At 68.6% G+C, this 20647-nt stretch carries 15 protein-coding genes and 2 pseudogenes; 12 read left to right on the plus strand and 5 right to left on the minus strand.

Features of this window, described 5'->3' with window-relative positions; translation table 11 throughout:
* From A7D27_RS23020 to A7D27_RS29250, 3 genes and pseudogenes are all read left to right on the plus strand, one after another.
* Positions 1-338 (plus strand): annotated as a pseudogene (locus tag A7D27_RS23020) (penicillin-binding protein 1C); the annotation flags it as partial.
* Positions 339-653: 315 nt separating this feature from the next.
* Positions 654-1676, plus strand: a pseudogene (locus A7D27_RS29245) (cache domain-containing protein); the annotation flags it as partial.
* Between the two features lie 135 nt (positions 1677-1811).
* On the plus strand, positions 1812-2540 hold the full coding sequence (locus tag A7D27_RS29250; RefSeq protein ID WP_371914830.1) for a methyl-accepting chemotaxis protein: 729 nt from the start codon (positions 1812-1814) through the stop codon (positions 2538-2540).
* Between the two features lie 21 nt (positions 2541-2561).
* Here the strand turns inward: A7D27_RS29250 and A7D27_RS23030 are convergent, their stop codons facing one another.
* From A7D27_RS23030 to A7D27_RS23040, 3 genes are all read right to left on the minus strand, one after another.
* Positions 2562-3683, minus strand: coding sequence for a GGDEF domain-containing protein (locus A7D27_RS23030; RefSeq protein WP_069566208.1), 1122 nt, complete (start codon positions 3681-3683; stop codon positions 2562-2564).
* Positions 3684-3781: 98 nt separating this feature from the next.
* Positions 3782-4228, minus strand: a complete 447-nt coding sequence (locus A7D27_RS23035) for a DMT family transporter (RefSeq protein WP_069566209.1) — start codon at positions 4226-4228, stop codon at positions 3782-3784.
* A gap of 64 nt (positions 4229-4292) precedes the next feature.
* Complete coding sequence (locus A7D27_RS23040) at positions 4293-5177, minus strand: MBL fold metallo-hydrolase (RefSeq protein WP_069561573.1); 885 nt, start codon at positions 5175-5177, stop codon at positions 4293-4295.
* A gap of 106 nt (positions 5178-5283) precedes the next feature.
* Between A7D27_RS23040 and A7D27_RS23045 the strand changes: the two genes are divergently transcribed.
* Positions 5284-6183, plus strand: coding sequence for a LysR family transcriptional regulator (locus A7D27_RS23045; RefSeq protein ID WP_069566210.1), 900 nt, complete (start codon positions 5284-5286; stop codon positions 6181-6183).
* 217 nt (positions 6184-6400) lie between these two features.
* Here the strand turns inward: A7D27_RS23045 and A7D27_RS23050 are convergent, their stop codons facing one another.
* Positions 6401-8410: an NADPH-dependent 2,4-dienoyl-CoA reductase gene (locus A7D27_RS23050; protein ID WP_069566211.1), complete on the minus strand. Its 2010-nt coding sequence runs from the start codon at positions 8408-8410 to the stop codon at positions 6401-6403.
* 199 nt (positions 8411-8609) lie between these two features.
* Between A7D27_RS23050 and fdnG the strand changes: the two genes are divergently transcribed.
* The 8 genes from fdnG to A7D27_RS23095 all read left to right on the plus strand — a co-directional run bounded on the left by fdnG (position 8610) and on the right by A7D27_RS23095 (position 18839).
* Positions 8610-11684, plus strand: coding sequence for a formate dehydrogenase-N subunit alpha (gene fdnG / locus A7D27_RS23060; RefSeq protein WP_139134165.1), 3075 nt, complete (start codon positions 8610-8612; stop codon positions 11682-11684).
* Positions 11685-11694: 10 nt separating this feature from the next.
* Positions 11695-12621, plus strand: a complete 927-nt coding sequence (gene fdxH / locus A7D27_RS23065) for a formate dehydrogenase subunit beta (RefSeq protein WP_069561568.1) — start codon at positions 11695-11697, stop codon at positions 12619-12621.
* 75 nt (positions 12622-12696) lie between these two features.
* Positions 12697-13326 (plus strand): formate dehydrogenase subunit gamma, encoded by a 630-nt coding sequence (locus tag A7D27_RS23070; RefSeq protein ID WP_069566213.1) that lies wholly within the window; start codon positions 12697-12699, stop codon positions 13324-13326.
* 36 nt (positions 13327-13362) lie between these two features.
* Complete coding sequence (gene fdhE, locus A7D27_RS23075; protein WP_069566214.1) at positions 13363-14292, plus strand: formate dehydrogenase accessory protein FdhE; 930 nt, start codon at positions 13363-13365, stop codon at positions 14290-14292.
* Between the two features lie 167 nt (positions 14293-14459).
* Positions 14460-15866: an L-seryl-tRNA(Sec) selenium transferase gene (selA, locus tag A7D27_RS23080; RefSeq protein ID WP_069561565.1), complete on the plus strand. Its 1407-nt coding sequence runs from the start codon at positions 14460-14462 to the stop codon at positions 15864-15866.
* On the plus strand, positions 15863-17773 hold the full coding sequence (gene selB, locus A7D27_RS23085) for a selenocysteine-specific translation elongation factor (RefSeq protein ID WP_069566215.1): 1911 nt from the start codon (positions 15863-15865) through the stop codon (positions 17771-17773). The genes selA and selB overlap by 4 nt, the downstream gene beginning before the upstream one ends.
* Before the next feature lie 114 nt (positions 17774-17887).
* Positions 17888-18319, plus strand: coding sequence for a hypothetical protein (locus tag A7D27_RS23090; protein WP_069561563.1), 432 nt, complete (start codon positions 17888-17890; stop codon positions 18317-18319).
* Between the two features lie 247 nt (positions 18320-18566).
* Positions 18567-18839, plus strand: a complete 273-nt coding sequence (locus A7D27_RS23095) for a hypothetical protein (RefSeq protein WP_033987446.1) — start codon at positions 18567-18569, stop codon at positions 18837-18839.
* Positions 18840-18890: 51 nt separating this feature from the next.
* On the opposite strand, the gene arsA is transcribed toward A7D27_RS23095, so the two are convergent.
* Positions 18891-20645 carry an arsenical pump-driving ATPase gene (gene arsA, locus A7D27_RS23100; RefSeq protein WP_069566216.1) on the minus strand — a complete coding sequence of 585 codons (1755 nt, stop codon included), beginning with the start codon at positions 20643-20645 and terminating at the stop codon, positions 18891-18893.
* Positions 20646-20647: the final 2 nt, after the last annotated feature.

A 20647-nucleotide genomic window follows, 5' to 3' on the forward strand; every position in this document is an offset into this window, starting at 1 on the left:
GGCTGCCCCGGCGCGAACGCCTGGCCGGGCGCCTGCCGCCGCCCTCGCCAACGTGCCCGCCGGTGTTGCTGCCCGGCGCCGCGCCGCTGTCCATCGTCGGCCTGCGCGAAGGCGAGCAGGTGCGCCGCCCGGCGGCCAGTGCGGGCCCGCTGCGGGTGCGCCTGTCGAGCCTGGGAGGCAGTGGCCGGCGCTGGTGGTTCCTCGACGGCACGCCCCTGGGCGAGAGCAGCCCGGAAGGCGCCCTGGACGCATGGCCCGGTGAGGTGGGGAGCCACCAGTTGAGCCTGCTGGACGAGGCCGGGGCGACCGCGCGTCTGGAGTTCCGGGTGATCGACTAGCGCCGCTCGCGCAACTTGACCTTTAGGTCGAGAAAACAGGGTGGGCGGGCTGCCGGATCGTCCGGCTTCGTGTATACAATCCGCCGTCCCGCCCGGCCCCCGTGCCTTCGCGCGCGGTCGGGCGCGTAACCGGACAGGCATGTCCGAACGCCTCGCCCCCTCCCCAGGAGCCCCACCTGCCCGCCCCGGATCGTAGCGGCTCGTCGGCGCGTGCCGGCGGAGCAGGGCGGTCGCGTGCCTTTCAGCCACACAGTCCCAGGAGACAGGCCCATGCGCCTCTGGCAACGCAGTATCCAATGGCAGTTGATCCTCAGCATGGGCGCGGCCCTGCTGGTGAGCATCCTCATCGTGGTCGGTCTCTACTCGGCGGTGGTCTTCCGCCTGAGCGACCGCTACCTGGTGGGCGAGGCGTTGCCCAAGAGCACCCTGGCCATCCGCAACGACCTGGAGCGGGTGCTGGCCGAGCCGCTGACAGCGGCGCGCTCCCTGGCGGACAACAGCCTGGTGCACGACTGGCTCGGCGCCGGCGAGGACCCGGCGCGCCAGGCGGACTTCGTGCGCTACCTGGGCGGCGTGCAGGCGCAGCACAACGCCCTGGTCACCTTCCTGGTCAGCCAGGACAGCGGGCACTACTACACCGGCAAGGGCCTGGACCGCACCCTGACCCGTGGGCCGGCGGAGAACGCCTGGTTCTACGGCTTCCTCGATGGCGGCAAGCCGCGCTCGCTGGACATCGACGTGGACAAGAACACCCGCCTGCCGACGCTGTTCATCAACCAGCGGGTCAGTGCCGGTGGTCGCACCCTGGGGGTGGCGGGCCTGGGCTACGGGCTGGGGGCGATGTCGGCGATGATCCGCGACTTCCGCTTCGGCGAGAGCGGCCGGGTGTACCTGGCCAGCGCCGACGGCAAGGTGAAGATCCACCCGCAGTCGGACTACAACGACAGCCGCACCCTGGCCGACCTGACCAGCGCCGACGCCGCCCGCGCGCTGCTGGGCGGCCAGGGCCAGGCGGTGCGCTTCGAGCGTGACGGCCAGCCCTTCCTGGCGCTGGCCCAGCCGCTGCAGTCGGTGGACTGGGTGCTGGTGAGCGAGGTGCCCGAGGGCGAGATCTACGCCGAGGCGCGCCAGGCGCTGATCACCACCTGCCTGGTGGGCATCGGCGTGGCGCTGCTCTCGCTGTTGCTGGTGGTGCTGCTGGCCCGTGGGCTGGTGCGGCCGATCCGCCAGGTGACGGCGGCGCTGGTGGAGATCGGCGGTGGCGGTGGCGACCTGACCCGGCGCCTGGACGACAGCCGCGCCGACGAACTGGGCGACCTGGCACGGGGCTTCAACCGCTTCCTGGAGAGCCAGCGCGGGCTGATCGCCGACGTGCTCGGCACCAGCCACAGCCTGCGCGATGCGGTGGGCCAGGTGACCAGGGTGGTGGAGAACACCGCCCAGCGTGCCGGCCGCCAGCAGGAGATGACCGACATGGTGGCCACGGCGGTCCACGAGATGGGCCTGACCGTGCAGGAGATCGCCCGCAACGCCGGCAGCGCCGCGCTCAGCTCGCAGAAGGCGCGGGGCGAAGCGGTGCAGGCGCGCCAGGTGGTGGGGGACTCCATCCGCCACATCGAGCGCATGTCCGGGGAGATCGGCGAGGCGGCCATGGCGGTCACCGAGCTGGCCGAGCAGGTGGCGTCCATCGACCAGGTGCTGGCGGTGATCCGGGGCATTTCCGAGCAGACCAACCTGCTGGCACTGAACGCCGCCATCGAAGCGGCGCGGGCCGGCGAAATGGGCCGCGGCTTCGCCGTGGTGGCCGACGAGGTGCGCACCCTGGCCAGCCGCACCCAGGCGTCCACCGACGAAATCCAGCAGATGATCCAGCGCCTCAAGAGCGGCGCGGAAACGGCCGTCAGCTCCATGCGCGCCGGGCAATCGGCCACCGGCACCGGCGTCGAGGCCAGCCAGCGCACCGGCCAGTCGCTGTCGGCGATCACCGATCAGGTGGAGGCCATCAGCGACATGAACCACCAGGTGGCGGCAGCCACCGAAGAGCAGTCCTCGGTCACCGAAGAGATCAACCGCAACGTGCAGGGCATCGCCGACCTGGCCGGTGCCACCGCCGGCGAAGTGCGCGGCTGCCGCGAGGAGTGCCAGGCACTCAGCCGGCTGGCCGACGACCTGGCCGGGCAGATGGGGCGCTTCCGCCTCTGAGGCCGGGCGGCGGGTGGCGGCCTAGGCGGTCTCCACCCGGTCGCGGCCGCGGCTCTTGGCGCGGTACAGGGCATCGTCCACGCGCTTGAAGAAGGCCTCGGCACTGGCGTCGTGCTGCGGGTCGAAGCAGCCGACGCCGAGGCTGGTGGTCATCGGCAGGGTGTGCCCGTCATAGGTCAGGCCCTCGCGGGCCAGGGCGGCGCGGAAGCTCTCGCCCAGTTGCACGGCCTGCTCCCGCGTGGTGCCGGGCATCAGCACGCCGAACTCCTCGCCGCCCAGGCGCAGCAGGGCGTCGCTGTCACGGCGGAACACCTGGCGCATGCGCTCGGCGAACTGCTCCAGGCAGCGGTCGCCGGCGGTGTGACCGTACTCGTCGTTGATGCGCTTGAAGAAGTCGATGTCCAGCAGCACCAGCGACAGCGGCGAGCCCTCACGGGCAGCGTGGGCGACCATGGCCGGGAACAGGTTGTTGAACTGGTGGCGGTTGCCCAGCAGGGTCAGCCCATCGGTGCGGCTGAGGGCATCCAGGCGCTGGCGCTGCAACAGCAGCTCCATCTCCAGTTTCAGGGTGCCCTGGTATTCGCGGTGGCTGCGGTTGAGGGCCAGCAGCAGGTAGCTGAGGTAGAAGGCCAGGGTCACCAGCTCGGCGGTGAGCCGCTCGGGGGCCAGCAGCATCGCGGCCAGGCCCGGCAGGTACAGCAGCATCAGCGCGAGCATGGCCCAGGTGCGGCGCATGGCGAAGTTGAAAGCCATGGCGGTGCCGAAGGCGACGGTGCTGAGGGTGCCGATGATGCGGGCGTCCCGGAAGTCGGGCGCGAGGATCATGTAGGCATGGGCCAGGCCCCAGGCCAGGCAGGTGAGCAGGATCAGCCCCCAGTGGGTGTCCAGCCAGCACTTGAGCTGCGCCTGGGTGGCGGCCGTGCCCGGACAGTGGCGGAGGCGCGCCACCAGCAGGGCGCCGAACAGCAGGGTGCCGCCCAGGCCCAGCAGCAGGTGCTCGCCGGGGGCGGCGCTGAAGGCCCAGGCAATGATCCAGGCCAACAGGTAGTAGAGGCCGCCAAGGCGGGTGCGGGTGCGGGTGTCCTGGATCTCGCGCCAGAGCGGGAAGGTCTCCGGCTGGTGGGGCAGCTCTGTGTCAGTCATGCGCTGTGATCACAAATACGGCTGGTGGCCAGAGCTTACCCGGTTCCGTATTGACATCAACTGGCCACTGTCTTGTCCGACCTTTGTCTGACGGCCGGTCAGCCGCGGCGGATCAACCACACACCGGCGATGATCAGGCCCAGGCCGGCCAGCTTGCCGACACTGATGGGGGCCTCGCGGTAGCCGGCCCAGCCAAAATGATCGAGCGCCAGGGCCATGCTCAACTGCCCGGCGAGCACCAGCGTCATGAACAGCAGCGCGCCGATACGCGGCCCGGCGAAGGCGGCGGTGGCGATGAACACGGCCCCCAGCAGGCCGCCGCTCCAGTGCCACCAGGTGAGGCCCTTGAGCACCGTGAAGCTGGGCAGCTCGCGTTGCGCGGTGGCGACGATGAACAGCGCCACCGTGCCCACCAGTAAGGAGATCAGCGCCGCGCTCATGACGCTGGAGACCTGCCTGGCCAACTGGCCATTGATGCCCGCCTGGAGCGGGAGGAAGGAACCGGCGACGAAGGGCAGGGCGAGCAGCCACCAGGCATTGGGCATGGGGGAATCTCCTGAAACGAAGAGGGCGGCGATTATGCCGCCGCCCCCCGGTCGCTGTCTCAGATCAGGGCCACTGCATCTCGCCCTTGAGCACCTTGGCGCTCAGTTCCAGGTCTTCCACGCCGTGCAGGTCGGGGTAGCGCTTCTTCATCGCGGCGACCAGGGCCTGGGCGTCCTTGGCGCGGGGCAGTTCCTGCTCCAGAGCCTTGAGGTAGTCGCGGGTGAACTGCAGGTCGCCCAGGCCCTTGGCCGGTTCGCCCAGGTAGTGGCCGGGGACCACGCGTTGCGGTTGCAGCGCTTCCAGGGCGTCCAGCGCGCCGACCCAGTTGCGGCGGGATTCGACGGTCTGCGAGTCGGCGGTCCAGACATGCATGTTGCCGCTGACCAGCACGCCACCCAGCACGGTGCGCAGGGACGGCACCCAGAGGCTGGTGTGGCTCGGGTCCGGACCTTCCAGGCCGATCACACGGATGCGTTCGCCTTCCAGGGTCAGGCTGTCGCCCTGCAGCGGTTGCGGCACCACCAGGTTGCGCGGTGCGCCGTCCTTGAGGATCGGGCCCCAGTGGGCCAGCTTCAGGTCCTTGGTGGCCTGGATGTGGGCGATGGTCTGCGGGGTGGCCAGTACCTTGGCGTCCGGGAAGGCGCGCACCAGGGTGTCCAGGCCGAAGTAGAAGTCCGGGTCGCCGTGGCTGATGAAGATGGTGGTCAGGCGGCGGCCGCTGGCCTGGATACGCTTGACCAGGTCATCGGCCTGGTGGCTGGAGAACTGCGCGTCCACCAGCAGGGCGTCCTTCTCGCCCAGCAGCAGGGAGGAGCTGACCGGGAACACGGCTTTCTCGCCGGGGTTGTAGACCTGCAGTTCCAGGGGTTGCTGGGCCAGGGCGCTGCCGGCGGCGGCGCTGAGCAGGGCGCCGGCCAGCAGGCGGCGGATGAGAGCGAACGGGGCCATGGTGGGCTACCTCGGTGAGTGGGTGACGGCGTGCAGGATAGTTGCGTGATAGACGGCAAAAAACGCCATAATCCGCGCTTCTTTATTGCACATAGCGAGCATAGACATGGATCGGATCACTGCCATGCGCGTCTTCGTCGAAGTGGTGGAGCGGGGCAGCCAGACCGCCGCTGCCGATGCCCTGGACATGTCGCGGGCGATGATCTCGCGCTACCTCGCCGCGCTGGAGGAGTGGGCCGGCGCACGCCTGCTGCACCGCAGCACCCGGCGCCTGAGCCTGACCGGCACCGGCGAGCAGATGCTGCCGCAGTGCCGGGAGGTCTGCGCCCTGGCCGAATCCATGCAGAGCCTCGGGCGTGACCACCGCGAGGCGCCCAGCGGCCGCCTGCGGGTCACCTGCAGCCAGTCCTTCGCCCAGGCCTGGCTGGTGCACGAGATCGGCCGCTTCCAGCAGCAGTATCCGGCGGTGGGCATCGACCTGCTGGTGAACAGCCAGGCGGTCAACCTGATCGAGGAACGCATCGACCTGGCCCTGCGCATCACCAACCAGCTCGACCCCAACCTCATCGCCCGGCGCCTCGGCACCTGCCGCTCGATGGTCTGCGCCACCCCGGCCTACGTCGCCCGCCACGGCCTGCCGCGTACCCCCGAGGACCTGGTGCGCCATGACTGCCTCACCTACTCCTATTTCGGTCGCAGCCTGTGGACCTTCTTCCGTGACGACGAGCCCAGCGCCGTGCCGGTCAGCGGCCGGCTCAGCGCCAACGAATCCATGGTGTTGCTGGAGGCCACGCTGGCGGGGCAGGGCATCAGCCTGCAACCGCGCTACTCGGTGGCCGCCCTGGTGCGCAGCGGCGACCTGGTGCAACTGCTGCCCGACCATGAGCCCCAGGTGCTCGGCATCTACGCCCTCTACGGCAGCCGCCGGCAGATGCCCCACGCCCTGCGCCTGCTCCTCGACCACCTCGCCGAACGCCTGCAGGACGACACCGACTGGGATGCGTGAAGCCTAGTGGCTTCAGGAATCTCGAAGTCCCTCACCCGGAGCCGGTCACGATGGGCTTCGCACAGCTCAGCCCATCCTACGGATGGAGCGGGCCGTAGGATGCGGTGAGCTTGGCGAACCGCATCGATGTTGGAAGTGTTCCCAGGGAGTGCTGCCAAACAGCGTGAGGCATCACCCGTAGGGTAGGCCGGACGGCGTTCCGCTTCAGCCCACCGACTCACAACCGCGCGGCCAATTCGGCGCCTTCGCGGATGGCGCGCTTGGCGTCGAGTTCGCCGGCGCGGCGGGCGCCGCCGATGAGGTGCAGGCGCAGGTGGTCGGAGCCCTGCACCGGGTGCAGGTCGCGCACGGGTTCCTGGCCGGCGCAGATCACCACGTTATCCACAGGCAGCACCTGCTCGCGTCCGTCGTGGCGGATGTGCAGGCCGTCGTTGTCCACGCGCAGGTATTCCACCCCGCCCAGCATCCGCGCGCCCAGGCGTTGCAGGTGGGCGCGGTGGACCCAGCCGCTGGTCTTGCCCAGCCCCCGGCCGAGGGGTGCCGGCTTGCGTTGCAGCAGCCACAGCTCCCGCTGCGGCTGCAGGGCGAGCGGCGGAACCAGCCCGCCGGGCGTGGTGCCTTGCAGGTCGATGCCCCACTCGGCGCGCCAGCGTGCCGGGTCCGGCGTGTGCGGCTGCAGCAGGAAGGCCGCCAGATCGAAGCCGATGCCACCGGCCCCCACCAGCGCCACCCGTTCGCCCACCGGCGCGCCCAACAGCACCTCGGCGTAGCTGAGCACCCTGGGGTGTTCGCCGCCCGGCAGCGCCAGCGCGCGGGGGCGCACCCCGGTGGCCACCACCACCTCGTCGTAATGGCCGCTCAGCTCGCCGGGGCCGATGCGGCGGTTGAGCACCAGCTCCACCCCCAGCTCTGCCAGACGGGTGCGGAAGTAGCGCAGCGTCTCGTCGAACTCCGCCTTGCCGGGGATGCGCCGGGCCAGGTTGAACTGCCCGCCGATCTCGCCCGCCGCCTCGAACAGCGTCACCCGGTGCCCGCGCTCGGCGGCCACGCAGGCGGCGGAAAGCCCCGCCGGCCCGGCGCCGACCACGGCGATGCGCTTGGGCTGGCGGGTGCGGCGGTAGCGCAGCTCGGTCTCGAAGCCGGCCCGTGGATTGACCAGGCAACTGGCGCGGCGGTTGGCGAAGGCGTGGTCCAGGCAGGCCTGGTTGCAGGCGATGCAGGTGTTGATCGCCTCGGGCCGGCCCGCCGCCGCCTTGGCGACGAACTGCGGGTCGGCCAGCAGCGGCCGGGCCATGGACACCAGGTCCGCCTGGCCGTTGGCGATCAGCGCCTCGGCCAGCTCCGGGGTGTTGATGCGGTTGCTGGCCACCACCGGCACCCGCAACACGCGCCGCAGCCGTGCGCTGACCTCGGCAAAGGCCCCGCGCGGCACCGAGGTGACAATGGTGGGCACTCGCGACTCGTGCCAGCCGATGCCGGTGTTGAGCAGGTCGATGCCGGCCGCCTGCAGCGCCAGGGCGATCTGCTGCACCTCCTCGGCGGTGTTGCCGCCCTCCACCAGGTCCAGCAGCGACAGGCGGAAGCCGATGGCGAAGCCGTCCCCGGCCATGCGGCGGATGCGCCGGACGATCTCCACCGCCAGGCGCATACGGTTCTCCAGCGAGCCGCCCCAGCGGTCGCGGCGCTGGTTGGTGCGCGGGCAGAGGAACTGGTTCAGCAGGTAGCCCTCGCTGCCCATGATCTCCACCCCGTCGTAGGCCGCCGCCTTGGCCAGCCGCGCGCAGCGCACGAAGGCCCGCAGGGTGCGCTCGATGCCCCGCTCGCTCAGCTCGCGCGGGGCGAACCAACTGATGGGGGACTTCAGTGGCGAGGCCGACACCACCAGCGGGTGATAGCCGTAGCGCCCGGCATGCAGGATCTGCAGCAGGATGTGCGCGCCCTCGGTGTGCACCGCCTGGGTCAGGCGGCGGTGGGCCGGCACTTCCAGGCCGCGGGTCAGGCTGCTGCCGAAGGGCAGCAGCCAGCCCTCCCGGTTGGGCGCGAAGCCGCCGGTGATGATCAGCCCGACGCCGCCCCGCGCCCGCTCCCGGTAGTAGGCCGCCAGCTTGTCGAAGTCCCGCAGGCGGTCTTCCAGGCCGGTGTGCATGGAGCCCATCACCACGCGGTTGCGCAGGTGCAGCGGGCCGACGTGCAGGGGCGAAAGCAGGTGGGGATAGGCTGTGTTCATGGCGGACCGGGGCGGTGAGAAGGGCCTTCACCATAGGAAGTTGCGCCCGGCGGGATAACGGCCCGGTTGACGTGCCGCTCGGGCATTTCGGTCAAACCATTGCTCTGGGTCCATGCGCGGTGCGGTTCGCTTGACTAAGCTTCCAAGGCTGAAGAGTCGCCAAAGAGCGACTCCCTTGCCTGATGCAGGAGAACCCACGATGGACATGAACCGTCGACAGTTCTTCAAGGTCTGCGGTGTAGGCCTTGGAGGATCGAGCCTGGCGGCGCTGGGGATGGCACCCCCGGTCGCCTTCGCCGACCAGGTGCGCCATTTCAAACTGGCGCGAACCGTCGAAACCCGCAACACCTGCCCCTACTGCTCGGTCGGCTGCGGCCTGATCATGTACAGCCAGGGCGATGCGTCGAAGAACGTGGCGCAGAACATCATCCACATCGAGGGTGATTCGGATCACCCGGTCAACCGCGGCACCCTCTGCCCGAAAGGCGCCGGCCTGCTGGATTTCATCCACAGCCCCAACCGCCTGAAGTACCCCGAGGTCCGCGAAGCCGGTTCCAGCGAGTGGAAGCGCATCGAATGGGACGAAGCGCTCGACCGCATCGCCCAACTGATGAAAGCGGACCGCGACGCCAACTTCGTGGCCAGGAACGACGCCGGGCAGACGGTCAACCGCTGGCTCACCACCGGGTTCCTCGCCGCGTCGGCGTCAAGCAACGAAGCCGGCTACATCACCCACAAGGTGGTGCGTTCACTGGGCATGCTGGGGTTCGATAACCAAGCACGTGTCTGACATGGCCCGACGGTGGCAGGTCTTGCCCCGACGTTTGGCCGTGGCGCCATGACCAACCACTGGACCGACATCAAGAATGCCGATCTGGTGCTGATCATGGGCGGCAACGCTGCCGAAGCCCACCCCTGTGGCTTCAAATGGGTGACCGAAGCGAAGGCCCACAACAAGGCCCGGCTGATCGTGGTCGACCCGCGTTTTACGCGCTCGGCTTCCGTGGCCGACTACTACGCACCCATCCGTACCGGGACCGACATCGCGTTCCTGGGGGGGCTGATCAACTACCTGATCACCACCAACCAGATCCAGCACGAGTACGTCCGGCACTACACCGATGCGTCGTTCATCGTGAACGAAGGCTTCAGCTTCGAAGACGGCCTGTTCAACGGCTACGACGAGGCCAAGCGCGCCTACCCGGACAAGTCCGCCTGGAGCTACGCCAAGGGCGAGGACGGCTACGCCCGCGTCGACCCGACGCTGGAAGACCCGCGCTGCGTGTTCCAGTTGATGAAGAAGCACTACAGCCGCTACACGCCCGAGGTGGTCAGCCGCACCTGCGGCACCCCGCCCGAGCAGTTGCAGAAGGTCTGGAGCCAGATCGCCGAGACCTCCGCACCCGGCAAGGTCATGACCATCCTCTATGCCCTCGGCTGGACGCAGCACTCGGTGGGCTCGCAGATCATCCGAACCGGCGCCATGGTGCAGCTGCTGCTGGGCAACATCGGCATGCCCGGTGGCGGGATGAACGCCCTGCGCGGTCACTCCAACATCCAGGGCCTGACCGACCTGGGGCTGCTCTCCAACTCCCTGCCGGGCTACCTGAGCCTGCCCGCCGACGCCGAGCAGGACTACGCCGCCTACATCGCCAAGCGGGCTGCCAAGCCCGCGCGGCCGGGGCAACTGTCCTACTGGCAGAACTACGGCAAGTTCCACGTCAGCCTGATGAAGGCCTGGTTCGGCAAGTCCGCCACCGCCGAGAACAACTGGTGCTACGACTGGCTGCCCAAGCTCGATGTGCCGACCTACGACGTGCTGCGCTACTTCGACCTGATGCACCAGGGCAAGGTCAACGGCTACTTCTGCCAGGGCTTCAACCCCATCGCCTCCTTCCCCAACAAGGGCAAGGTGGTGGCCAGCCTGGCCAAGCTGAAGTACCTGGTGGTGATGGACCCGCTGGCCACCGAGACGTCCGAGTTCTGGCGCAATGCCGGCGAGTACAACGACGTCGACACCGCCAGCATCCAGACCACCGTGTTCCGCCTGCCCACCACCTGCTTCGCCGAAGAGGACGGCTCCCTGGTCAACAGCGGGCGCTGGCTGCAGTGGCACTGGAAGGGCGCCGAGCCGCCGGGCCAATGCCGCACCGACATCGCCATCATGGGCGCGCTGTTCCACCGCCTGCGCGCGGCGTATACCCGCGACGGCGGTGCCTTCCCCGACCCCATCCTGGGGCTGGACTGGAACTACCTGCGCCCCGACGAGCCGGGCCCGGACGAGATCGCCCGCGAGTTCAACGGCAAGGCCCTGGCCGACCTCAACGACCCGGCCACGGGCGCCCCGCTGCTCAAGGCCGGCGAGCAACTGCCCGGCTTCGCCCTGCTGCGGGACGACGGCAGCACCGCCAGCGGCTGCTGGATCTTCGCCGGCTGCTGGACCGCCGCCGGCAACCAGATGGCCCGCCGCGACAACGCCGACCCCTACGCCATGGGCCAGACCCTCGGCTGGGCCTGGGCCTGGCCGGCCAACCGGCGCATCCTCTACAACCGCGCCTCGGCCGACCCCTACGGGCACCCCTGGGACCCGAAGAAGAAGCGCCTGGTGTGGTGGAACGGCAAGGCCTGGAGCGGCACCGACGTGCCCGACTACAAGGCCGACGTGCCGCCGGAGCAGGGCATGAACCCGTTCATCATGAACCCCGAGGGCGTCGCGCGATTCTTCGCCCTCGACAAGATGAACGAAGGGCCCTTCCCCGAGCACTACGAGCCGTTCGAGACGCCCATCGGCCGCAACCCGTTGCACCCGGAGAACCGCAAGGTCACCAGCAACCCCGCCGCCCGCCTGTTCCCGGGGGACCGCGAGATGCTCGGCACTGCCGACGAGTTCCCCTATGCGGCGACCACCTACCGCCTCACCGAGCACTTCCACTTCTGGACCAAGCATTGCCGGCTGAACGCCATCGCCCAGCCCGAGCAGTTCGTCGAGATCGGCGAAGCGCTGGCGCGGGAGCTGGGCATCGTCGCCGGCGAGCGGGTCAAGGTGTCGTCCCAGCGGGGCTACATCAAGGCCGTGGCCGTGGTCACCAAGCGCATCCGCCCGCTCGACGTGGACGGCAAGACCGTCCACCAGATCGGCATCCCGCTGCACTGGGGCTTCTCCGGCGTGGCGCGCAACGGCTACCTGACCAACACGCTGACGCCCTTCGTCGGGGATGGAAACACCCAGACGCCGGAGTTCAAGTCGTTCCTGGTCAAGCTGGAAAAGGCATAGGAGCAGCGCCATGGCCTCACAAGACATCATTGCCCGCTCCGCCACCACCACGCCCAGCCCGTCCGTGCGGCAACTGGGCGAGGTGGCCAAGCTGATCGACGTGTCCAAGTGCATCGGCTGCAAGGCCTGCCAGGTCGCCTGTTCCGAATGGAACGACCTGCGCGACGAGGTCGGCCACAACCACGGGGTGTACGACAACCCCATGGACCTGACGGCCGACTCCTGGACGGTCATGCGCTTCACCGAGCACGAGCCGGAGGCGAACAAACTGGAGTGGCTGATCCGCAAGGACGGCTGCATGCACTGCGCCGAACCCGGCTGCCTCGCGGCCTGCCCGAGCCCCGGCGCGATCATCCAGTACGCCAACGGCATCGTCGACTTCAACCAGGACAAGTGCATCGGCTGCGGCTACTGCATCACCGGCTGCCCCTTCAACATCCCGCGCATCTCGCAGAAGGACCACAAGGCGTACAAGTGCACCCTGTGTTCCGACCGCGTGTCCGTCGGGCTGGAACCGGCCTGCGTGAAGACCTGCCCCACCGGGGCCATCGTCTTCGGCACCAAGGACGCCATGAAGGAGCACGCCGCCGAGCGCATCGTCGACCTCAAGTCGCGCGGCTACGACAACGCCGGGCTGTACGACCCGCAGGGCGTCGGCGGCACCCACGTCATGTACGTGCTGCACCATGCCGACCAGCCCGCGCTCTACGCCGGCCTGCCCGAGGCGCCTGCCATCAGCCCGCTGGTCGGGTTGTGGAAGGGCATCACCAAGCCCCTCGGCCTGCTGGCCATGGGCGCGGTGGCGCTGCTCGGCTTCTTCCACTACGTGCGGGTCGGCCCCAACCGCGTGGAAGAGGACGAAACGCCCCCCAGCGAGCCGGCGGTGCACAAGGTCGACCCCTCGGTCCACGAGTTCGACCCCAGGGCGCCGCGTTGACAGACAACCCCCTCGCCCAGCGGGCGAGGGCCGGTCAGGGGCGCAGGGACGCGCCCCCGGGTTACGGAGTACGACATGAACAAAGACATCCAGCGCTACACCGCCTCCGAGCGCAGCAACCACTGGGCGGTGGCCATCCTGTTCTTCCTTGCCGGGCTGTCCGGCCTGGCCCTGTTCCACCCCTCGCTGTTCTGGCTCACCCACCTGTTCGGCGGCGGCCCCTGGACGCGCATCCTGCACCCCTTCCTGGGCGTGGCGATGTGCCTGTTCTTCGCCGTCCTGGCCCTGCGCTTCGCCCACCACAACCGCTGGGAGAAGGGCGACGGCCAATGGCTGCGACAGGTGAAGGACGTCATCAACAACCTTGAGGACCGCCTCCCCGAAGTCGGCCGCTACAACGCCGGGCAGAAAATCCTCTTCTGGGTCCTGCTGGCCTCCATGATCACCCTGCTGCTCACCGGCATCGTCATCTGGCGCCAGTACTTCAGCCACTTCTTCGGCATCGACCTGATCCGCCTCGCCGCGCTGCTGCACGCCTTCGCCGCCTGGGTGCTGATCCTCAGCATCCTCGTGCACATCTACGCCGGCATCTGGGTCAAAGGCTCCATCGGCGCCATGCTCAACGGCTGGGTCAGCCGGGCCTGGGCGCGCAAGCACCATGGCGCCTGGTTCAAATCCATCGAGAAGGGCGACGGCAAGCACTGACCTCGCCCCCTCCAGCACCTTCACAAGGAGTCCTGCGTGTCAGGCCAATTGCTCGAACCGGAACAGATCGCCGCCGCGGCGAACATCCCGCCCTTCCTCCACCTGCCGCAGCGCGACCTCTTCGCCACCCGCGCCGAACGCCTGCGCCAGCTCGCCGACGGCCACCCGCTGGCCGCCTACCTGCTGCTGATCGCCGATCTCTGCGAGGCCCAGCAGCGCGTGCTCGACAACCCGCCCGCGCTGCCCGGCCCCGCCCCGGAAGCCGTCGCCCGCAGCCGCGAGCACCGCATGCCGCCGCTGCCCTTCGAAACCCTGGTGCGCGCCGACGGCTGGCTGGCCGCCGTCGATGCCCTGCTGGACCAACTGCCGGCCCCCGGCAACCCCGCCGTCGCCGCCGCCCTCCAGCAACTGCGCCAGGCCGACGCCGGCCAGCGCAAGGCCTGGGGCATCAGCCTGCTCAGCGGCCAGTTCGACCTGCTGCCGCCCGCCGTCGTCCCCTTCCTCGGGGGCGCCCTGCAGGTCGCCTTCAGCCACTGGCTGCTGGCACTGCCCGCCGGCAGCGTGCAGGACGGTGAAGCCAAGGTGGTCTGCCCCGCCTGCGGCTCCCCGCCCGTGGCCGGCATGGTCCGCCACCTCGGCCAGCACAACGGCCTGCGCTACCTCAGTTGCTCCCTGTGCAGTTGCGAATGGCACTACGTGCGGGTCAAGTGCAGCCACTGCCAGGAGAGCAAGCGCCTGGCCTACCTCAGCGTCGAACGCGACGACCGCCCGGCCGACAAGGCGCCCCTGCGCGCCGAGACCTGCCCCAACTGCCAGGGCTACCTCAAGCACTGCTACCTGGAGCACGACAGCCACGCCGACGCCCAGGCCGACGACCTCGCCAGCCTCGACCTCGACCTGCGCCTGGCGGAGGAGGGGTATCTGCGACGTGCACCGAACCTGTTGCTCGCGCCTGGGAGCGAGTGAGCACCTAGACTCAGCAACCAACCCCAATGGACTCGGCCGGCCACGGGAGGTCGCGCGATGACGATGGCGGGACGCGCTCGTAACAGGCATTGCCCCAGCGCAATCCCTCACCAGCCTCGTCACCGAACCCGCACGCGCTAACCCGGACGCCGCTCAAGGAATCCCCAATGTCAGCCCCCCGCCTTCCCTCCGTCGACCGCCTGCTGCGCAGCCCCGCCTGCACGCCGCTGCAGCAGCGCTACGGCCGCGAGCCGCTGTTGAAAACCCTGCGCGACCTGCTCGACGAGCTGCGCGAGCCCGCCCGCCAGGGCCAGCTCGCCGCCATCGAACTCAGCGAAGCCGTGCTCGCCGGCCGCGCCGGTGAACGCCTCGCCGCCTGGCACGCCAGCCGCGTGCGCCGGGTGTTCAACCTCACCGGCACCGTGCTGCACACCAACCTCGGCCGCGCCCTGCTGCCCGAGGAGGCCATCGAGGCCATCACCCTCGCCGCGCGCTACCCGCTCAACCTCGAATTCGACCTCGCCAGCGGCAAGCGTGGCGACCGCGACGACCTCATCACCGGCCTCATCCGCGAGCTGACCGGCGCCGAAGCCGTCACCGTGGTCAACAACAACGCCGCAGCCGTGCTGCTCGCCCTCAACAGCCTCGGCGCACGCAAGGAAGGGGTCATCAGCCGTGGCGAGCTGATCGAGATCGGCGGCGCCTTCCGCATCCCCGACATCATGGCCCGCGCCGGCGTGAAGCTCGTCGAGGTGGGCACCACCAACCGCACCCACGCCAAGGACTACGAGGCCGTGATCAACCCCCGCACCGGCCTGCTCATGCGCGTGCACACCAGCAACTACAGCGTCCAGGGCTTCACCGCCAGCGTCGCCACCCCCGACCTCGCGCGCATCGCCCACGCCCATGGCCTGCCCCTGCTGGAAGACCTCGGCAGCGGCACCCTGGTGGACCTCACCCGCTGGGGCCTGCCCAAGGAACCCACCGTGCAGGAAGCCCTGCGCGACGGCGCCGACATCGTCACCTTCAGCGGTGACAAGCTCCTCGGCGGCCCCCAGGCCGGGCTCATCCTCGGCAGCAAGGAACTCATCGGCCGCATCAAGAAGAACCCCCTCAAGCGCGCCCTGCGGGTGGACAAGCTCACCCTCGCCGCGCTGGAAGCCGTGCTCGCCCTCTACCGCGACCCCGAGCGCCTCGCCGAACGCCTCACCACCCTGCGCCTGCTCAGCCGCCCGCAGCCCGACATCCTCGCCCAGGCCCAGCGCCTCGCCGCGCCCCTGGCCACCCAGCTCGGCGCCACCTGGCAGGTCAGCGTCGAGCCCGCCCTGGGCATGATCGGCAGCGGCGCCCAGCCCGTCGCCCGCCTGCCCAGCGCCGCCCTCTGCCTGCGCCCGCAGCAGCCCAAGCGCCTGCGCGGCCGCGCCCTGCGGCAACTGGAGGAAAGCCTGCGCACCCTGCCCATCCCGGTGATCGGCCGCCTCGACGACGACGCCCTCTGGCTCGACCTGCGCCAGCTCGACGACGAGCCCGCCTTCCTCGCCCAACTGCCCCACCTCGACGGAGCCCTGCCGTGATCGTCGGAACCGCCGGCCACATCGACCACGGCAAGACCGCTCTGCTCACCGCCCTCACCGGCCAGCAGGGCGACCGCCGGCCCGCCGAGCGCGAGCGCGGCATCACCATCGACCTCGGCTACCTCCACGCCGACCTCGGCGACGGCCAGAGCACCGCCTTCATCGACGTGCCCGGCCACGAACGCTTCGTCCACAACATGCTCGCCGGCGCCTGCGGCATCGACCTGTTGCTGCTGGTGGTGGCCGCCGACGACGGCGTCATGCCGCAAACCCGCGAGCACCTCGCCATCGTCGAACTGCTCGGCATCCGCCGCGCCCTGGTGGCCCTCACCAAGATCGACCGCGTCGAGCCCGCGCGCATCGCCCAGGTCCGCGCCGAAATCGCCGCCCTGCTGGCCCCCGGCCCCTTTGCCGGCGCCCCGGTGTTCCCGGTGGACAGCCTCGGCGGCCAGGGCATCGACGCCCTGCGCCAGGCCCTGCTGGGCGAGTCCCTGCTGGCCGCCACCCGCCGCGACGACGGCTTCTTCCGCCTGCCCATCGACCGTGCCTTCAGCGTCGCCGGCGCCGGCGTGGTCGCCACCGGCACCGCCTTCGCCGGGCAGGTGCGCATTGGCGACGAGCTGGTGCTCAGCCCCTCCGGGCGCCTGCTGCGGGTGCGCGGCCTGCACAGCCGCAACCAGCAGGTGGAGAGCGCCCGCGCCGGCCAGCGGGTCGCCATCAACCTTGCCGGCGAGCGCCTCGCCGTCGACGACCTGCACCGGGGCGACTGGCTGCTGGCGCCGGCCCTCGCCGCGCCCACCACCCGCCTCGACATCGACCTGCACCTGCTGCCCGGCGAGCCCCATCCGCTGGCCCACTGGACGCCCGTGCACGTCCACCTCGGCGCCCAGGACGTCACCGGCCGCGTCGCCCTGCTGCAAGGCAACAGCCTCGCCCCCGGCCAGCAGGCCTTCGCCCAGGTGCTGCTCAATGCTCCCGCCCACGCCGTGCACGGCGACCGGCTGGTGCTGCGCGACCAGTCCGCCCAGCGCACCCTCGGCGGCGGCAGCGTCCTCGACCCCTTCGCCCCGGCGCGCAACCGCCGCAGCACCGAACGCCTCGCCCAGCTCCAGGCCCTGCGCAGCGCAAGCCTGGAACAGGCACTGCCGGCCCTGCTCGACGCCGCCGACAACGGCCTCTATCCGCAATTGCTCGAACGCCAATTCAACCGCCCCCGCAGCGGCTGGCAGTTGCCGCCCGGCACCCTGCAGATCGACACCCGCCTCGGCCCCCGGCTGTTCACCCGCGCCCGCTGGCAGGCCCTGGAAAACCGCCTGCTGGACGGCCTCGCGCGCTTCCACGCCGAGCAGCCCGACGAACTCGGCCCCGACCGCGACCGCCTGCGCCGCTATGCCCTGTCGGAACTGGAGCGCCCGGTCTTCATCGCCCTGCTGGAACAGCTCATGGTGCGCGAGGCCGTCCAGGCAAGCGGCCCCTGGCTGCACCTGCCCGGCCACCGCGTACAGCTCAACGACGCCGACGAAGCCCTGCGCCAGCGCATCTGGCCGCTGCTGGAGGCCGGCCGCTACGACCCGCCCTGGGTCCGCGACCTGGCCCGCGAACTGAACGTGGACGAAAGCGCCATGCGCCTGCTGCAACGCAAGCTCGCCCGCCTCGGGCATCTGCACCAGGTGGTGAAAGACCTCTTCTACCCCGACGCCACCCTGCGCGAACTCGCCCAGCACGCCCGCCAGTTGCAGGCCGCCCACGGCACCATCAAGGCCGCCCACTGGCGCGATCGCATCGGCCTCGGCCGCAAGCGCAGCATCCAGTTGCTGGAGCACTTCGACCGCATCGGCTACACCCGCCGCATCGGCGACGAACGCAAGATCCGCGAAGACTCCGCCCTGGCCCTGCTCACCCCCTAGCCCCCGGCGCACCGCGAGCGCCCCGGCCGGCAAGGTCTGTAGGACGCCCCGCGCCGGGCACACTGGCGGCCCGAACGGCGACGACGTCGCCCCGCCCGGTGAAGCAGCCAAAGTATGAACCCCTGGATCGTCGGGGCCGTGGATGCGGCCCTGTTCCTGTTCGGCTGGAGCGCCATCGCCCTCGCTGCCGCCCCTGACGCACAGGCCGCGCTGCTGTTCTCCGCCTGCTGGCTGCTGCCCGTTTCCGTCGCCGTGTGGGCACTGGGCACCCGCCAGGCCCGCGCCATCCTGGCTGGCCGGGGCCGGCTACGCCGCGCGGCGTGGGAGGGGTTCTGCTGGGGCGCCGGGCTTGGGCTGGCCGTCGTACTGCTCCGCAACGCCCCGGATGCCCTGGCGGCAGGGCGCGCGTTGGAGGGGCAGCCGTTGTTCAGTGGGCATACGGCGCGGTTTCTGCTGGATGGCTGGCCGTTCTATCTGGTGACGGGGGTTTTGGGTGGTGGTCATGCGCTGGGTTTTCATGTGCTCAACGCATGGCTGCTGCGGTAGGCAGTAACTCATGACGGCGTTGCTGTTCTTACCGTTAGTTTTGATGTGTTGTTTGTTTTTGGCAGGAGGCTTATGCCTGCTAACGGCCAAAAGCAGCCATTACCTTGACTCCTTCAGAGCTAGGCAAGGCTCTTTCAGACCTGAAACGAATGGTTACATACGTACATTCGAATTTACGCATGTTGTAACCATTCTGAAATTGTTGCCCCAGTAGATTTGTGGCTCCAACCAGTCCACAGGTAAAGCCATGAAGAACCTCACCCTCTCAGCTCTGCTCCTCTCTTCTCTGTTCACCGGCTCCGTTATGGCCAGCGAATTCGATAAGCCTGGTTTTGTTACCGAGGTTGAGGATGGTCGCCTCTGGGTTTTCCGTGAGGACTCCCAGGAGCTGAAAGATTTCAAAGCCTCTGGTGAGCCGGCCAAGCAGTTCACCGATATCGGCTCTGGCCCGAATGGGATGACAGTCAAAGCAGCTGATGAGAAGACCCTCAAGGACTACCTTGAGGTCATCAAGAAGTAAGTGCTATCAAGCAGAAAGGCCCGCGAATGCGGGCCTTTTCATTGGTGCACATTACTTGCTGAGAGCGAGTAATCGCTCAACCCCTAGCGGCTCCTCCGCCGTTAGCGGAATGACTGCATAGCGTTGCGAGTGCTCAGTCGCAACATGCTCAATTTCCCTCAGCTCATTGACCGCTCGCTTATGTAGAAGCGGAGATTCAGTCTTTGCGGCTGCTACGCTGTTGTTGACCACCCATGCCCAAGGCTCAATGCCGGCGCGACGCAGATCAGCTTGCAGGCCAGCAGCCTCCAGCACGGGAGTGGTTTCAGCAAGGGTCACCAGCAGCACCTTGGTTTGTTTAGGATCTTGGAGCTGCATCATTGGCGTGGAAAAGCGCATTTTGCTGCCCGACATCTGCCGAGCAATGTCGCGGTGATAAGCCCCGGTAGCATCCAGTAGCAGCAAGGTGTGGCCGGTCGGGGCGGTGTCCATCACCACGAACTTTTTGCCGGCTTCACGGATGATTCGTGAAAAAGCCTGGAATACCGCGATCTCCTCGGTGCAGGGTGAACGCAGATCCTCGGCTAGCAACGCCCGAGCCTGCTCATCCAGACCCGCTCCCTTGGTTTCCATGACGTGATCACGATAGCGTTGTGTCTCCGCATGCGGGTCAATGCGGCTCAGTGTCAGGTGCTCAAGCGTTCCATCCAGTGTCTCGGCAAGGTGCGCAGCTGGATCAGAGGTTGTCAGGTGTACAGGCAACCCACGGCGAGCCAATTCGACAGCAACCGCTGCCGCCAGAGTCGTTTTCCCGACACCACCTTTGCCCATCACCATGATCAAGCCATGACCATTGGCGGCGATATCGTCGATCAGGGAGTTGAGTCGTGGAGCGTTCAAATCAATTGGCGAACTGGCCGGTGCCTGCGCGTCCTCAGCAGAGCCCTCAACCAAAAATTGTCGTAGGGCATCCAATCCCACCAGGTTGAATGCTTTTAACGGCAACAGATCGAGTGGCAATGCTCTCAGCGCTGTCGGCATAGCAGCGACTGCGGCCTGTTCGCGCTTATAGACGGCAGCAGCCAAAGCATCCCTATGTGCCTCACTCTCCGGCAGCACGCCGTTGATCGCCAGGTACTGCTCTTGCAACCCGATGGCCGCCAATTCCTCGCGGGTGCGGGCGGCCTCGCGCAGGGTGGCAGCCTGCGCCCTGGCAACCAGAACCAGGCGAGTTTTGGCAGGATCAGAGAGTGCCTCTACCGCCTCGCGATACTGGTCTCGTTGTTTATCTAAGCCGGCCAGGGGGCCAAGACAGGATGCATCGCCTTGCCCCGCCTCCAGGAACCCACTCCAGGCACCGGGTAGCTGCAGCAACCGAATCGTGTGACCAGTCGGCGCCGTATCGAAAATGATGTGATCAAAGCGAGTCTTCAGTTCTTCGTTGACCAGCAGCGAGGTGAATTCGTCGAAGGCGGCAATCTCGGTGGTGCAGGCACCCGACAACTGCTCCTCCATGCCCTTGACCACATCAGCTGGCATGACGCCTCTCGCCGGGCCGACAATTCGATCTCGATAAGCCTGGGCAGCGCCCTGTGGGTCAATCTCCAAGGCCGCCAGATTTTCAACTGCGGGCACGGCAGTAATGTGATTGCCGATTTCCAGACCGAATACCTGGCCCACATTGGAGGCTGGATCGGTGCTCACCAGCAGCACTCGCTTGCCCTGACGGGTCAACTCCAGGGCTGTTGCGCAGGCAATGGACGTCTTGCCAACCCCGCCCTTACCGGTGAAAAACAGGAAGCGTGGTGCGTTGTCGACAAAGCGCATGC

It is taken from the genome of Pseudomonas sp. 1D4, assembly GCF_001728925.1.
In the GTDB taxonomy this organism is placed as follows: domain Bacteria; phylum Pseudomonadota; class Gammaproteobacteria; order Pseudomonadales; family Pseudomonadaceae; genus Metapseudomonas; species Metapseudomonas otitidis.